This is a genomic window from Jatrophihabitans sp. YIM 134969 (assembly GCF_054456675.1).
Map to the genome: position 1 here is coordinate 74,485 of NZ_JBTJEQ010000020.1, position 14,536 is coordinate 89,020.

Annotated in this window: 13 protein-coding genes; 8 read left to right on the forward strand and 5 right to left on the reverse strand. The window is 73.9% G+C overall.

Annotated elements, in window-relative coordinates; genetic code table 11:
• Positions 1 to 40 precede the first annotated feature (40 nt).
• Positions 41 to 1,570 (forward strand): MDR family MFS transporter, encoded by a 1,530-nt coding sequence (locus tag ACXR2U_RS12540; RefSeq protein WP_458825368.1) that lies wholly within the window; start codon positions 41 to 43, stop codon positions 1,568 to 1,570.
• A 3-nt stretch (positions 1,571 to 1,573) separates the two neighbouring features.
• Here the strand turns inward: ACXR2U_RS12540 and ACXR2U_RS12545 are convergent, their stop codons facing one another.
• Complete coding sequence (locus tag ACXR2U_RS12545) at positions 1,574 to 3,304, reverse strand: hypothetical protein (RefSeq protein ID WP_458825369.1); 1,731 nt, start codon at positions 3,302 to 3,304, stop codon at positions 1,574 to 1,576.
• A gap of 145 nt (positions 3,305 to 3,449) precedes the next feature.
• Here ACXR2U_RS12545 and ACXR2U_RS12550 point away from each other — a divergent pair, with 145 nt between their 5' ends.
• Entirely contained in the window at positions 3,450 to 3,953 is a 504-nt protein-coding gene (locus tag ACXR2U_RS12550) for a GNAT family N-acetyltransferase (protein ID WP_458825370.1), read from the forward strand.
• Positions 3,954 to 3,968: 15 nt separating this feature from the next.
• On the opposite strand, the gene ACXR2U_RS12555 is transcribed toward ACXR2U_RS12550, so the two are convergent.
• Together ACXR2U_RS12555 and ACXR2U_RS12560 are read right to left on the reverse strand one after the other, a co-directional pair.
• Positions 3,969 to 4,562 (reverse strand): GNAT family N-acetyltransferase, encoded by a 594-nt coding sequence (locus ACXR2U_RS12555; protein ID WP_458825371.1) that lies wholly within the window; start codon positions 4,560 to 4,562, stop codon positions 3,969 to 3,971.
• 6 nt (positions 4,563 to 4,568) lie between these two features.
• Positions 4,569 to 5,186 (reverse strand): TetR/AcrR family transcriptional regulator, encoded by a 618-nt coding sequence (locus ACXR2U_RS12560; protein ID WP_458825372.1) that lies wholly within the window; start codon positions 5,184 to 5,186, stop codon positions 4,569 to 4,571.
• A gap of 65 nt (positions 5,187 to 5,251) precedes the next feature.
• On the opposite strand from ACXR2U_RS12560, the gene ACXR2U_RS12565 reads away from it, so the two are divergent.
• The 3 genes from ACXR2U_RS12565 (at position 5,252) to ACXR2U_RS12575 (ending at position 8,932) form a co-directional block, all read left to right on the forward strand.
• Positions 5,252 to 6,094 carry a sterol desaturase family protein gene (locus ACXR2U_RS12565; protein WP_458825373.1) on the forward strand — a complete coding sequence of 281 codons (843 nt, stop codon included), beginning with the start codon at positions 5,252 to 5,254 and terminating at the stop codon, positions 6,092 to 6,094.
• Positions 6,091 to 6,555, forward strand: a complete 465-nt coding sequence (locus ACXR2U_RS12570) for an SRPBCC family protein (protein WP_458825375.1) — start codon at positions 6,091 to 6,093, stop codon at positions 6,553 to 6,555. Before ACXR2U_RS12565 ends, ACXR2U_RS12570 begins: the two co-directional genes overlap by 4 nt.
• Positions 6,556 to 6,628: 73 nt before the next feature.
• Complete coding sequence (locus tag ACXR2U_RS12575) at positions 6,629 to 8,932, forward strand: beta-glucosidase (RefSeq protein ID WP_458825376.1); 2,304 nt, start codon at positions 6,629 to 6,631, stop codon at positions 8,930 to 8,932.
• A 21-nt stretch (positions 8,933 to 8,953) separates the two neighbouring features.
• Here the strand turns inward: ACXR2U_RS12575 and ACXR2U_RS12580 are convergent, their stop codons facing one another.
• Positions 8,954 to 10,366, reverse strand: coding sequence for an FAD-dependent oxidoreductase (locus ACXR2U_RS12580; RefSeq protein ID WP_458825378.1), 1,413 nt, complete (start codon positions 10,364 to 10,366; stop codon positions 8,954 to 8,956).
• Complete coding sequence (locus ACXR2U_RS12585; RefSeq protein WP_458825379.1) at positions 10,363 to 11,271, reverse strand: SCO6745 family protein; 909 nt, start codon at positions 11,269 to 11,271, stop codon at positions 10,363 to 10,365. The genes ACXR2U_RS12580 and ACXR2U_RS12585 overlap by 4 nt, the downstream gene beginning before the upstream one ends.
• A gap of 136 nt (positions 11,272 to 11,407) precedes the next feature.
• Between ACXR2U_RS12585 and ACXR2U_RS12590 the strand changes: the two genes are divergently transcribed.
• The 3 genes from ACXR2U_RS12590 to ACXR2U_RS12600 form a co-directional block, all read left to right on the forward strand.
• Positions 11,408 to 12,037 carry a hypothetical protein gene (locus ACXR2U_RS12590; protein WP_458825380.1) on the forward strand — a complete coding sequence of 210 codons (630 nt, stop codon included), beginning with the start codon at positions 11,408 to 11,410 and terminating at the stop codon, positions 12,035 to 12,037.
• Positions 12,038 to 12,141: 104 nt separating this feature from the next.
• The gene (locus tag ACXR2U_RS12595; RefSeq protein WP_458825382.1) at positions 12,142 to 13,440 is read left to right on the forward strand and encodes an SWIM zinc finger family protein; all 1,299 of its coding nucleotides are present in this window, start codon (positions 12,142 to 12,144) and stop codon (positions 13,438 to 13,440) included.
• Positions 13,437 to 14,536 (forward strand): DUF5691 domain-containing protein (locus tag ACXR2U_RS12600; protein ID WP_458825383.1); only part of this gene is annotated, 1,100 nt, incomplete at its 3' end. The genes ACXR2U_RS12595 and ACXR2U_RS12600, both read left to right, overlap by 4 nt.

Consider the following 14,536-nt stretch of genomic DNA (forward strand, 5'->3'; position numbering starts at 1 on the left):
CTGTGGAACAGATGTGCCGCGTGGGGTGTTCGGCCCCCACGTGACGTCCACGGCCGAACCGACGACGCCCACGAAGTCCCGCAAGGAGTTGGGCCTGCGCTCCGAGCGCGGGCCGATCCTGCTCGCGGTGATGCTCGCGACCGGGCTCGTGGCGATCGACAGCACGATCATCGCCACCGCCGTGCCGGCCGTGGTCGGCGACCTCGGCGGCTTCTCCCAGTTCCCGTGGCTGTTCTCGATCTACCTGCTGACCCAGGCCGTCAGCGTGCCGATCTACGGCAAGTTGTCCGACACCCTCGGCCGTCGCCCGATCATGCTCGTCGGGATCGGGTTGTTCCTGCTCGGCTCGGTGCTGTGTGGTTTCGCCTGGTCGATGCCGGCCCTGATCGCCTTCCGCGCCGTGCAGGGGCTCGGCGCGGGCGCCGTCCAACCCATCTCGATGACGATCATCGGCGACCTCTACACGGTCGAGGAACGCGCGAAGGTCCAGGGTTACGTCGCGAGCGTCTGGGGCGTGTCCTCGGTGCTCGGCCCGACGCTCGGCGGCGTGTTCTCCGACTACCTGTCCTGGCGCTGGATCTTCTTCGTGAACATCCCGCTCGGCGCCTACGCGGTGTGGGTGTTCTGGCGCCGGTTCTCCGAGTCCGGCCGGGCGCCGTCGCGTCACCGCATCGACTACCTCGGCGCCGGGGTGCTGGCCGCGGCCAGTTCGATCCTCATCATCGCCGTGCTCGAGGGCGGGGTCGCCTGGGCGTGGGGGTCGGCCGTCTCGGTGACGTTGTTCGTCCTGGCCGTGCTCGGCCTGGCCGCCTTCGTGCTGGTCGAACGTCACGCTGAAGAACCCGTGCTGCCGATGTGGGTGCTGCGGCGCCGGATCCTCGCCGGCGGCAACGTCGCGTCGTTCGCGGTCGGCGCGTTGCTGATCGGGCTCACCTCCTACGTCCCGACCCTCGCGCAGGGTGTGTACGGCACCGGCGCGGTCGTGGCCGGGTTCGCGCTGGCCGCGCTGACGCTCGGGTGGCCGGTCGCCGCCGCCAACGCCGGACGGGTCTACACCCGGATCGGCTTCCGCGACTGCTGCCTCATCGGCTGCGTGGCGGTCGTCGGCGGTGCGGTGTGGCTGGTGCTGCTGCCGCGGTCGGCCGGAGTGGGCGAACTCGCCGCCGCGTGCTTCGTGACCGGCCTGGGCATGGGGTTCGTCGCGAGCCCGTCGCTCATCGCGGTGCAGTCGGTGGTCGACTGGTCGCGCCGCGGCGTGGTCACCGGCACCAACATGTTCTTCCGGTCGATGGGCAGCGCGATCGGCGCCGCGTTGTTCGGCCTCATCGCCAACCACGTGCTCGCCGACCGGTTCGCCCACCCGCCCGCGGGCGTCGTCGACCTGCCCGACAGCGCCGACGCGACCTCGCTGGTGCTCGGCGGCCACCACGCGGGCGGCGCGGTCGCGGACTTCGTGCGTGACAGCCTCTACCTCGCCACCCACGGCGTGTTCTGGGCCGTGCTCGCCTCCGCCGTCCTCATGGTCGTGGGCGTCGCGCTGCTGCCCCGTCACACCAGCCCGATCGAGTAGGTCTCAGCAGGACGTCATCGCGCCCGGCTCCGACACCAGCTGCAGGTTCGCACTGACGACGTCCGCCGTCCAGTGCTGGACGTCGCTGCCGTCGCCCACCGTCGTGGTGCAGGCGAACTTCGCGGCAACGGCCGAGGCGGTCACCACCGTGACGCTGTCGCCGGTAGCAGGCGCGGAGCCCGGCAGGTCGGTGAAGCGCGCCGTGCCGTGCAGGTTCGCCGACCCTCCGACGGTCACGGCGTCGTGTGTGCCCGTGCCGACATCGAAGAGCGAGGTCGACGTCGAGGACGTGGTGAGGCCGCCGGTCACCGTCAGGGTGCCGACGGTGCCCTTGCCGCCTGGGGCGAGCGAGCCACCGGCGACCGCGAGCGCGCCGGTCACCTGACCCGAGCCCGCCAGCGTGCCGCCCGACACGGTCAGCGCCGGTCCGCCAGCGAGGTCGACCACCCCGCCCGTGGTGAGCGTCGTCCTGCCCGCGGACTGGGTGAAGCCACCCCGCGCGGTGAACGTCCCGGACGCCACGGTGAACGCCCCCGCGTTCACCACCCGGGCGGTCGCGGTCGCGGCCGAGGCTCCGGTCGTCCCCGCCCCGAACGTCACCGTGCCCGTCGCGGTGTTCGTCAGACGCGGCCCCTCGCTCCCGCTCCAGCCAGCGCCTCCGGAGAAGGTCATCGTGCCGCGGTTGACCAGCGACACCGGTTGGTTCCCGGCGTCGACCCCGCGGATCTGCCGCGGGTCCGGGCCGTCTGGGCCGGCGGCGATGAACTTCGTGGTCGGTCCGACGGTCATGGCGGCGCCGATCGAACCCCCGTTCCAGTCGAACCGCCCTCCGTCGAGGGTGAACCTGCCGACCAGGAACTCCTCGGAGGTCGAGCCGTGGCCGCCCAACTGCCAGCGGAAGGTCTTGGCGAGCGTCTGGGTCCCGCTGACCGTGGTCGTGCTCGTGCGACCCAGTTGCCACACCCCGTCTCCGGTCCACCGGGCCCCCGGCCCGGCGGACTGAGGGGCGAAGGTGGTGCGGACCGTCCCGCCTCCGGTGGCCGTGAGCAACGCGTCCTGGTCGAGCGCGACCGCGTCGAGGGCGAGGGTGCCCCGGGCGATCTGCACCGTGCCGTGGTTGGTGACGTGGGCGACGCTGTCACAGCAATCGGCCGAGACGTCGTTGTTGCCGGAGGTCGCGAGCGTGCCGCCGGCGTCGACGGTCACGCCGGGGCTGCCGGTCAGGCTGAGGTCACGGGGTGCGGTGTTACCGGCGAGCGTCAGCACGCCGTCGACGGTCACCGGACCGCCGAAGTGGGTGGTGTCGACGACCACGCCGGGGGTCACGGCGCCGGTTGCGCCGGCGGCCAGGGTGACGGGTGTGTCGATCGTGCCGGCGTGGAAGCTGAACGCGTGGGTGACGGTGATCGACCCGCCGTCCAGGCTGGTGAGGCACGCACTGTCGGCGTGACCGAGGTAGGCGTGCTCGTCGACGGTGAGATCGGTGAGCGTCAGTCCACTCGGGACGCCGGTCACGTGGGCGTGGCAGATGTTGTCGTTGTAGGCGAGGATCGTCGCGCTGTCACCGTTCCCCGGGACACCGATCGGGGTCCAGTTGCGGGGGTCGTTCCAGGACTCGATGTCACCGAGACCCCGCCAGGTGTAGGCGGTGCCGGCGGCTACCGCCGGGGGCGCAGCGACGAGGCCGCCAGCGACGAGCAGAGCGGCGACCACGACTGCTGGCAGCGTGCGCATGTGCGGACCTTCGAGGTCGACGCGTACGGGATCAAGGCGTCGGACGGCAAGGGTGGTGTGAAAGCGTGGCGGTATGACCGGAGCGTGGGGATCTCGGCATTCGGACGCGTGGTACGACATCGACCTGCGACCGACGGCCGGCCTGATGCACGCCGAGCGGGAGGCCCTCCACGACCTGATGTTCGAGGTCTTCGACGACATGACCGAGGCCGACTGGGAGCACGCGCTCGGTGGCCTGCACGCGACGATCTGGGACACCTCGACGGCCACGCCGCTCGCCCACGCCGCCGTCGTGCAACGCCGGTTGCTCCACGGCGGGCGCGCCCTGCGGGCGGGGTACGTCGAGGCCGTCGCCGTCCGGGCGAGCCACCGACGTCGTGGTCTCGCACGGCGGGTGATGACCACGCTGGACTCGGTCGTCGAACGGGCCTACGAGATCGGTGGCCTGGGCGCCACCGACGAGGCCGTGCCGCTCTACGAGTCGCTGGGCTGGCGGCGGTGGGAGGGCACGGCGTGGGCGCTCACGCCGGACGGCGTGGTCGAGACCCCCGACGACGCCGCGTCGATCTTCGTGCTGCCGGTGCCGGGCGTCCCGCTCGATCTCAGCGGCGCGATCACGGCGGACTGGCGCGACGGCGACGTCTGGTGAGACCGCGCCCGCCGGTCACCCGGCCGGCGGGTCGCTCGCGAGGCGGGCGTGCAGGTGCATGTCGTGCCAGCCGTCGGCGTGGCGCCCCGAGCCGCGCAGCGTGCCCTCGAGGGCGAACCCGGCGTGGGCCGCGACACGGCACGACGGCTGGTTGTCCACCGCGTGGCGCAGGAACAGCCGGTGCAGGCCGGCCTCGTGGAAGCCCCAGTCGGCGAGGACGCCGAGGGCGCGCGGCGCGATCCGGCGACCGCGGGCGGCCGGCAGGACCCAGTACGCGATCTCGCTCGCGCCCTCCCAGAGGTCGACCCGGTTGAACGCGATCCGGCCGAGGTTCTCGCCGCTCACGCTGGTGACGGCCCAGTCGGCCCCCGTGCCCGTGTCCCACCGCTCCGCCCGCGTCAGGACCCAGGCCGCCGCCTCCTCCGCGGTCATGTCCTGGACGTGCCAACGCTGGATGCCGGGGTCGGCGTAGGCGGCGACCAGCGTGTCGACGTCGGCCGGGGTCCACGGGCGGAGGGTGAGGCCGTCAGCGGTGAGGGAGGGTTGTCCGGAGCTGCGCCACTGCTCGACGGTCAGGGCGGGCGCGGCGTGGGCGGGCACGTCCCTCATCGAACCTCACCCGGGATCGCTGAGCACCGCGGCCATGAGTCGCGCACAGCGGCGGGTCATGGCGGCAGCCGACTCCTCGGGGTGCTCGATCCACCAGGTCACCAGGGAGTCGACCAGACCGAGCCAGACCGCCGACAACGCCGACGCGTCCTTCGTGCCGCGCACGCCGCGCGCCCGGAGGAAGCGGGACGACCCGCTCGTGGCGACCTGTGCGGTGCGGTCGCGGTAGCCCTGCGCGGTGGCGGCGATCGCGCCGGTGCCCGGCATGGTCGGGTCCCACAGCAGCTTCCAGGCCTCCCGTCGCGGGGCCAGGGCGTCGAACAACGCACCGAGGGTGCGCACCCGGGCCTGCACCGAGTCGTCCTCCTCCGACCAGGCCGGCTCCAGCCGTGCCAGCAGACCGCCCGCGGTGCGGTGCAGACACGCGAGGTAGAGGCCGTCCTTGGACAGGAAGTACTGGTAGATCAGAGGTTTCGAGATCCCGGCCTGGCGGGCGATGGTGGCCACCGAGGCCCCGGCGTAGCCGTGCGTGGCGAACTCGGCCACGGCGATGTCGAGGATCTGGTCGGTCCGCTCCGCGCGCGGCACGCCCTTGGTGCCGGTGACGGCAGCAGCGGTGGACACGGTCGCTGATATTACCCTACGGTAAGTTACCGACGGGTCAGTTCTGGGTGACCGAGGAGGCGACGATGCCGGAGACCTTGCACGAACCGCTGATCTGGGCGCTGCCCTTCTTCGTGTTGTTCCTCGTGCTCGAACTGCTCTCGTTCCGGTTCCTCGATGACGACCACCGCGACGAGTACGCCGGCTACGAGTTCCGCGACGCCCGCACCTCGATCGTCATGGGTCTGGTGTCGCTGGTGGTCAACACCGGAGCGCGCGCCGCAGCGCTGGTCGGTTACGTCGCGCTCTACGCCGTCACCCCGCTCCGCCTCGACCCACACCGCTGGTGGACGTGGGTGGTCGTGCTGCTCGCCGTCGACCTGCTCTGGTACGCCTACCACCGCGCGTCGCACCGGGTCCGGATCATGTGGGCGGGCCACCAGGCCCACCACAACAGCATGTACTTCAACTTCGCCACCGCCGTCCGGCAGAAGTGGAACCCCTGGTTCGAGTTGCTGTTCTGGGTGCCACTGCCCTTGCTCGGCGTACCACCATGGCTGGTGTTCACCGCGTTCTCGTTCAACCTGATCTACCAGTTCTGGGTGCACACCGAGCGGATCTGGCTGCTCCCGCGCTGGTTCGAGTTCGTCTTCAACACGCCCTCCCACCACCGGGTCCACCACGCGAGCGACCCCGACTACCTCGACAAGAACTACGCGGGCGTCCTCATCGTGTGGGACCGGGTGTTCGGCACGTACGCGCACGAGACCCACCGACCGACGTACGGGCTCACCACCCCGGTCGAGGGCTACAACCCGGTGCGCCTCCAGTACCGGGAGTACGCGCACATCGGCCGTGACCTGCTGCGCGCGAGAGGAGTGCGCGCCCGCCTCGGCTACGTGTTCGCCCCACCCGGGTGGACGCCGTGACCGAACCCGACCTGCTCGCCGAGATCGACGTCGGCGCCCCGGTGACCCGGGTGTGGGCCGCCGTCGGTGACCCGGCGCGCATGGCGCGCTGGAGTCCGGAGGGTGTGCTGGTGCGGGTGATCGGCGCGCCACGGGTGGGCGCGCGGACGGTGAACGTCAACCGGCGCGGGTTCGCGGTCTGGCCGACGTCGTCGACGATCGTCCGCTACGAGCCCGAGCGTGAGATCGCGTGGAGCGTCCGCGCGAGCGGCACCGTGTGGTCGCTCGAGCTCAGCCCCACGCCCGCGGGCGGCACGCACCTGGTCAACCGCCGCACCGTGCCCGGCGCCCGCCCGCTCGTCGCGCGGCTGTTCGCGCCGCTGGTCGGCGGGGTCGAGGGGCACGACGCCGCGCTCGCCGCCGGCATGCACCGCACCCTCGCCGCGATCAAGGCCGACCTGGAACGACCGGATTCTGTGTAGACCTGCAGCGTAGGGCTGCAGGAGTACACAGAACTTGGTCTGACTGGGCGACACCGGCTGCGAGGAGACCACGGTGACCGGAACTCCATGGCGGGACCCCGCGGTCCCGGCCGCCGAGCGGGTCGAGGACCTGCTGGCCCGGCTGACCCTGCGCGAGAAGGTCGCCCAGCTCTATGGCGTGTGGGTCGGCGTCGACCGCACCAGCGGCGACGTCGCGCCGCACCAACACGAGCTCACGGCGCTGCCCGAGCCGTGGGAGGACCTCCTCGCGCACGGCATCGGCCAACTGACCCGGCCGCTGGGCACCGCACCGGTCGAGCCCACGACAGGGGCCGCGGGCATCGCCGCCACGCAACGGGCCGTCGTCGCCGCGGGGCGTCACGGCATCCCCGCGCTCGTCCACGAGGAGTGCCTCACCGGCCTCGCGGCCTGGCAGGCGAGCGTGTACCCCTCACCGCTGTGCTGGGGCGCGAGCTTCGACCCCCCGCTCGTCGAGGCGATGGCCCACCAGATCGGCACCACCATGCGCCGGCTCGGCGTGCACCAGGGGCTCGCGCCCGTGCTCGACGTCGCACGCGACCTGCGGTGGGGACGGGTCGAGGAGACCATCGGCGAGGACCCGCTGCTCGTCGGCACGATCGGCTCGGCCTACGTCCGCGGCCTGCAGTCGGCGGGTGTCGTCGCCACGCTCAAGCACTTCGTCGGCTACAGCGCGTCACGGGCGGGTCGCAACCTCGCACCGGTCTCGATAGGTCCCCGCGAGCTCGCCGACGTCCTGCTGCCCCCGTTCGAGATGGCGCTGCGAGCCGGGGCGGACTCGGTCATGAACTCCTACTCCGACCTCGACGGTGTCCCGGTCGCGGCGGACGCCGCCGTGCTCGACGGCCTGCTCCGCGAGCGCCTCGGCTTCGAGGGCACCGTCGTGGCCGACTACTTCGCCGTGACGTTCCTGCAGCTCCAGCACGGGGTGTCGGGAGGGCCGGGCGAGTCGGCGGCCCTCGCGCTGCGGGCGGGCATCGACGTCGAACTGCCCACGGTGAGCGCCTACGGCGAACCGCTCGTCGCGGCCGTGGCGGCCGGCGACGTCACCGAGGACCTGGTCGACCGGGCCGTCCGGCGGGTGCTGCGACAGAAACTGCGGCTCGGCCTGCTCGATCCCGACTGGCAACCCGACGCCGGCGACGGTGTGGACGACTTCGTGCTCGACCGGCCCGAGCACCGCGCCCTGGCCCGTCGGCTCGCCCGCCGCTCGACCGTGCTGCTCGCGAACGACGGCATCCTGCCGCTGGCCGACGGGGCGTCGCTCGCCGTGGTCGGGCCGCGTTCGGACGAGCCCGGCGCGATGATGGGGTGCTACTCCTTCCCGCTGCACGTCGGTGTGCACCACCCCGACGTGCCCCTCGGGCTGGAGGTGCCGACCCTGCTCGACGCCCTCCGGGCCGACGCCACCGCACCGGTCACCTGGGCGGTCGGCTGCCCGGTGACCGGCGGTGACGACGCCGGACTGCAGGAGGCCGCCGACGTGGCCGCGGCGGCCGACGTCTGCGTCGTGGTCCTCGGTGACCAGGCGGGTCTGTTCGGCCGCGGGACGTCGGGGGAGGGGTGCGACGCGGTCGACCTGCGCCTGCCCGGCCGGCAGGGCGACCTGCTCGAGGCCGTGCTCGTCACCGGCACACCGGTGGTCCTGGTGCTGCTCGTCGGCCGGCCGTACGACCTCACGCCGTTCCTCGACCGCCTCGCCGCCGTGGTCTGCGGCTTCTACCCGGGCGAGGAGGGCGGCCCCGCGCTCGCGGAGGTGTTGCGGGGCAGTGCGCCGGAGGGGCGGCTGCCGGTGAGCTTCCCGGCGGGTCCGGGCGGCCAGCCCGGCTCGTACCTCGCACCGCGGCTCGGGTCGCGCACCGAGGTCAGCAGCGTCGACCCGACACCTGTGTTCCCCTTCGGTCACGGCCTCACGTACCACCCGGCGACGTGGGAGCAGGTGCAGCACGACGACGGCCCGTGGGCCACCGACGGCACCCACCGGGTCAGCGTCACGCTCGCCGCCCCGACCGACCACCCGACCTCCGAGGTGGTCCAGGTCTACCTGGAGGACCCGGTGGCGCAGGTGGCCCGACCGCTACGGGCGTTGGTCGCCGCGGCGCGGGTGGACCTGCGTGCCGGCGAACGTTGCACCGTGCACATCGACCTGCCGGCCGACCTGGTTTCCTACACGGGCGCCGACGGCCGTCGGCGGGTCGATGCCGGCGCCGTGGTGCTGCACGTCGGTGCGTCGAGCCGCGACATCCGCGGGCGTCTCGACATCACCATGGCCGGGGCGGTCCGCCACCCCGGGCCCGACCGCGAGTTCCACGCGGCGGTGCAGCTGGAGATGCCCTGAGGGTCGCCACCCGAGGACGCGTCAGGTCGTGGTCCGCCCCGCCTCGGCCGTCTCGACCGCGAGAGCTTCGGCCTCCTCGACCTCCCGGGTGGCGGCGAGCATCGCCTCGCGACGCGCGACCTTCACCGACTCCGCGCCGCGGGGAACACCGAGCGACGCCTCGTGCTGCTCCAACCGCAACCACCCGCCCCAGTCGACCACCTGGACCCCGCGGGCGAGCAGGAGCGCCACGATGCCCGCGGCGTCCTCGACCGGGCGGGCCGGCAGGTCCGACAGGTCCTGCAGCAGCGCCGTCGAGGTCTCCATCGCGTCGCTGCGGTTGGTGCCGATCACGCCGGTGGGCCCCCGCTTGACCCAACCCGACACGTAGAGGCCGCTGACCCGTTCGCCGTCGGTCGTGGTCAGTACCCGGCCGAGGTCGTTGGGCACGATGCAACGGTCGGGGTCGAACGGCACCTCGGGCAGGGCGTCGGGCTGGTAGCCGATCGCGCGCAGGACCAACGAGGCGGGGATGACCGACGTCTCCGGGACGATCTCCGAACCATCGGCCGGGGGTCGTCGCCTGCTGACCTCGACGCCGGTCACCTCGGACTCGCCGAGCAATCGTTGCGGTGTGCACCAGAAGTGCAGGTGGACGCGCCGCGGCAGCCCGGGTCGCGCGGCGGCTTCCTCGAGCCAGCCGCGGAACACCTTGACCGCGGTGGCGGCCTCACGGGAGGTCTCGGTCGCGGCCACCGACCGCGGGTCCAGGTCGAGGTCGTCGGGGTCGATGACGACCGTCGCGTTCTCCAGCCGTCCGAGCTCCCGCAGTTCCGGCGCGCTGAACTTGACGTCGGCGGGTCCGCGGCGGATCACGACGTGCACGTCGGTGACCGTGCTCGCCGCGAGCTGGCCGATGACGTCGTCGGGCATGTCGGTCACCGCGAGTTCGTCGCTGGTCTTGGCCAGGATCCGCGTGACGTCGAGGGCGACGTTGCCGGCGCCGATCACGACCGCTGACGACCCGCGTTGCAGCGAGATCTCCGCGCCGGCGTCGGGGTGTCCCGAGTACCACGCGACGAACTCGGCCGCACCGTGGCTGCCGGGCAGGTCGGCCCCGGGGACGTCGAGGCGGCGGTCGTGGGAGGCGCCGGTGGCGACGACCACGGCGTCGTAGTGCTGACGCAGGTCGGCGAGGTGGACGTCGCGGCCGAGGACCACGTTGCCGAAGAAGCGCACCTGGTCGCGTTCGAGCTCCCGCGCGAGCACCTTCGCGACCCGCTTGGTCTTGGCGTGGTCGGCCGCCACGCCGTACCGCACCAAGCCGTACGGCGCCGGCAGGGCGTCGAACACGTCGACCGCCTCGACCCGGTCGTCGGCGAGCAGGGGCGGCAGGCAGTAGAGACCGGCCGGGCCGGCCCCGACCACGGCGATCCGTCGCGAACCGGCGCTCACGCGCGCGCCGCCGTGAACACGCCGGAGCCGAACACGCCGCTGGCCGCGACGCGTCGCGCCAGGGGCTTGGCCAGCTCGATGACCCGTCGCGTGCGTTCGGCGCCGAGGTGCTCCCACGGCGCGGCCGCGAGCGCGTCGGTCTCGGCCTCGACCTGGGCCCGCAACGCCACACCCTCGGCCGTCAGGCCGCCGTCGGCGTCGAGCAGGCCGCGCGCGCGGAGCCGGTCGGTCGCGGCCGACCACTGGTCGTCGCTCCAGCCGCGCAGCTTCTTCGCGGCCTCGGCGGTGAAGCCGCGCCCGGTGGCGGTGTGGGTCTGGATCGCCTCGACCCCCGAGAGCTCCGCCCGCAGCAGCGCGGCGAGGTGGCCGTCACCGCGGTGCTCGCGCAGCAGCGTGACGGCGTGCCACAGAACCAGGTGCGGGGGGCCGTCGGGCGGGTCGAGGTCGGCGTGCGCGGCGTACAGCGGCCGTCCCTCGGGCGTGCACGCCGCGGCCGCCTCGGTGGTGAGCGCGGCCAGCTCCGCGACCTCGTCGGACGCCGCGACGTCGTCGCCGAGCACGCGACGCAGGGACGTCTCGGCCGCACGGAACCTGGCCGCCAGGACCGTCTCGGCGGAGGCGAGGGTCCAGGCGCGCGGGATGAACCGGGCCACGAGGTCGGGGTTGAAGTTGTAGAACGTCGCCGTGACCGTGCCCGGGCCGACCTCGCCCATCGGCGCCGCCCGGCTGGCGAAGTACGGCATGCGTCCGGGGCGCAGGCCGGTCTCGACGAGGACCTCCGCGGCGTCCTCGGCGAAGTAGATCTGGCTGTGCAGTGGCTCGAGGGCGCGGTGGGCACGGCCGACCAGTTCCCGGGGCGTGGAGCCCCCGGTCGTCGGGGCGGGAGCGTCGGCGTCGACGGACATGCCCCGACCCTGCCATCCGCGAGACGTTCGGGGAACGGTCGAGCTCACACCCGGGTGCATCCGAACGGTTCCCTGCGGTCGTACGGATGCCAGGAACGACGCAGCGGGCGCCGTTCCCCAGTCAGGAGGAGCACCCATGAAGCGGATCGGAACAGTCGTGGCCACGGTGGCGGTCGCGTCGGCGGTCGTCGTCGCCCTCGCGCCGGCGGCCTCGGCCCGGCCGTCGGCGCCGTCGGCACCGCTCACGCCCAGCAGGGGCGCGGCCAGCAGCCTCGGGACCACCACGGTCACCACGGCGCCGGGCATCGCCACCACCCTGCTGAGCGCGGGGATCGTCCCGCTGCCCCAGCCCGGGACCTCGCTGGGTGTCTCGTTCGGTGGCGGCCTGCAGGTCTCCTACGGGTTCCCGATCACCCGGAGCACCGCGAACCTGTCGACGGTCACCGGCAACATCCTGCACGGCGGCGGCATCACCTTCGTGTCGTTGCGGGGCAAGCTCGCCATCGGCAGGTTCGACATCTCGCTCGCCGACCGGACCATCTACTCGACCACGGTGAACGGCGCGGCGGCACGGGTGCCGACCCTCACGGTGGACCTCTCCGGGCTGCGGGTCACCACGACCCGTGACGGCGGCACGCTGCTCTCGGGCATCGGGCTGAACCTCGCCCCGGCGGCGGCGAGGGCGATCAACAGCACGTTCGGCACGGCGCTGCCCACCAACGGCAGCCTGCGTTTCGGTTCCGCGACCGTGCTCCTGCGCGGCTGATGCGCGGACGTGCCCCGGCCGTCGGCTGACGCGGCCGGGGCGGGCGGCCCCGTCGACGACGGCACGGCCTCGAAGCTGTCGGACCGCACTCCTACCCTGGCGCCGTGACCGACCGGTGGACCGCGCCGCAGGTGCTGGCCCTCGCGCCGGACCCCAGCGCCGCGAAGGCCGGCGCCGGGCTCGGCCGCCCCGGTCCGTGGAGCGGCACCGGGGCAGCGGGCACGGTCCTGTGGGGCGCGTGCCGCGGCAGCGGCCGCACCCCCTACGAGGTCGTCGTCGACCTGGCGGGCCCCGCCTTCCGGTGCAGTTGCCCGTCGCGGAAGTTCCCGTGCAAGCACGCCCTCGGGCTGATGCTGCTGTGGTCGGGCGGCGACGTCGCCGAGGCCCCGCCGCCGGCCGCCGTCACCACCTGGCTCACCGAACGCGCCGAACGGGCGGGGCGTGTGCGGAGTCCCCGTGGCGACACGCCCGCCGACCCGGAGGCGGCGGCGCGACGGGCCGCGCAGCGCGGCGCCCGGGTCGCGTCCGGCCTCGACGAACTCGACCGCTGGCTGCTCGACCAGGTCCGCACCGGCCTCGCCGGCACCGAACGCGCGGGCTACCGCCACTTCGACGCGGTGGCGGCGCGGATGGTCGACGCGCAGGCGCCGGCGATCGCCGCGACCCTGCGGGGACTGCCCGCCGTCGCGTCGGGCGAGGGCTGGCCCGACCGCCTGCTGGGCGAGTACGGGCTGCTGCGGCTGCTCGTCCACGCCCACCGCGGGATCGAGGGCCTGCCCGAGGGGTTGGCCGCCACCGTGCGCAGCCGGGTCGGCTTCACCGTGCCGCGCGAGCAGGTGCTCGCCACCGAACCGGTCCGTGACACCTGGCGGGTGCTGGGCAGCCGCGACACCGAGGCGGGCAACCTCGCCACGCGCCGGACGTGGTGGCGTGGTGAGTCGACCGGCGTGTTCGCCCTCGTGCTGTCGTTCGCCGCCGGCGGCGCGTCGCTCGAGCCGGCCCCGCCGCCGGGCGGCCGGCTCGAAGCCGACCTGCACTTCCACCCCGGGTCGCCGCCGCTGCGGGCGCTGTTCGGGCGCACCTGGTCCGAGCCGACCGTGTCGGCCGCGACCCTGACCGGCGCGCACGATCTCGACGACGCCCGCCGGGGGTTCGCGACCGTGTTGGCGTCGGACCCGTGGGCGACGTCGTGGCCCGTCCTGCTCGAGGCCACGCTGGTGTTCGACGACGGCGTATGGGCGCTGGTCGACCACGCCGGTGACTCCGTGCCCGTGGTCGGTGCCGAACTCTGGACGTTGCTCGCGGCGACCGGTGGCCGGCCCGCGACGTTCGCGGGGGAGTGGACGCCGGGTGGGGTGCTGCTGGTGTCCGCGTGGACGTCGTCCGGACCGGTGGCGGCGTGACCGACTGGCACGACCTCGTCGTCGCGGCCACGGTCGGCACGGCCTCCCGGGCGGTCGATCTCACCGCCACCCCCGAGGCCGTGGCGGCGGCCGCGCCGCCCGTGGGCGACGCCGCCGGATCGTTGCTCGATGCAGCAGTCGCGTTCACCGTCGCCGGTCGGGCCGGCCGGCGGGTCGGTCGCCGCGAGCTCCCGGCCCCGGCACCGGACGATCCCCGCCCCGAGGTCTCGGCGCTCGCGGCCGAGCTCCTGCGGCGGGTCCTGGTGGACCGCGAGATCGCGCTGGCCGTCGAGATCCTGGCCGAGATCGCCGCGGCGGGGCGGCGCCTGCCCGACGTCCTCGTGCCCACGGCCCTCGCGCTCGCCTCGCGGCACCGTGAGTTCCGGGCCGATGTCCTCGCGGTCTGCGGACCCCTCGCGGGCTGGTTGGGGGTCCGCAACCCCGCGTGGGGGTGGGCCGTGGCCGGCGGTGCTGCGCCCGCCGCCTTCGACCCGGAGCTCTGGGAGACCGGTGACCGCGTAGAGCGGCGTGGCCAGCTGCTCACCCTGCGCCGTGCCGACCCGGCGGCCGCGACAGACCTGCTCCGCACCTCGTGGGCGACCACGGCACCCGACGAACGGGTCGGTCTGCTCGAGGTGCTCGCCACCGGTCTCGGCCCGGCCGACGAACCGTTGCTGGAAGCAACACTCGATGACCGTCGCGCCGAGGTCCGGACCCTCGCCGCCCGTCTCCTCGGTCGGCTGCCGGGCTCGGCGTACCAGGGCCGGGCCGCCGCGCGCGTCCGCGGCCTGGTGCGATCCGAACCGCGTGGCCTGCGTCGCGTGCTCGTCGTCGTCCCACCCCCGCCGTTCGAGGCCGCCGACCGCCGCGACGGCCGGCAGGAGGCACCGGGTGCACCGGGCGCCCTCGGTCGGGCCGCGGCCACCGGTACCGGGCCCGTCGCCGCCCGTGTCCGTCAGCTGGTCGCGGCGGCGCCGCTCGAGGTGTGGCCCGCCGCGACCGGCCTCGCGCCCGGAGCGTTGGTCGGCGCGGCGCTCGACGGCTTCGAGGAGGAGGTCGTCGCCGGGTGGGCCGACGCCGCGCAGCGCGAACGCGA

Bases quoted from the DNA above. Each gene is read 5' to 3' on its own strand.
- ACXR2U_RS12545 (WP_458825369.1), bottom strand. From the start codon at position 3,304: ATGCGCACGCTGCCAGCAGTCGTGGTCGCCGCTCTGCTCGTCGCTGGC.
- ACXR2U_RS12550 (WP_458825370.1), top strand. From the start codon at position 3,450: ATGCACGCCGAGCGGGAGGCCCTCCACGACCTGATGTTCGAGGTCTTC.
- ACXR2U_RS12555 (WP_458825371.1), bottom strand. From the start codon at position 4,562: ATGAGGGACGTGCCCGCCCACGCCGCGCCCGCCCTGACCGTCGAGCAG.
- ACXR2U_RS12565 (WP_458825373.1), top strand. From the start codon at position 5,252: ATGCCGGAGACCTTGCACGAACCGCTGATCTGGGCGCTGCCCTTCTTC.
- ACXR2U_RS12585 (WP_458825379.1), bottom strand. From the start codon at position 11,271: ATGTCCGTCGACGCCGACGCTCCCGCCCCGACGACCGGGGGCTCCACG.
- ACXR2U_RS12590 (WP_458825380.1), top strand. From the start codon at position 11,408: ATGAAGCGGATCGGAACAGTCGTGGCCACGGTGGCGGTCGCGTCGGCG.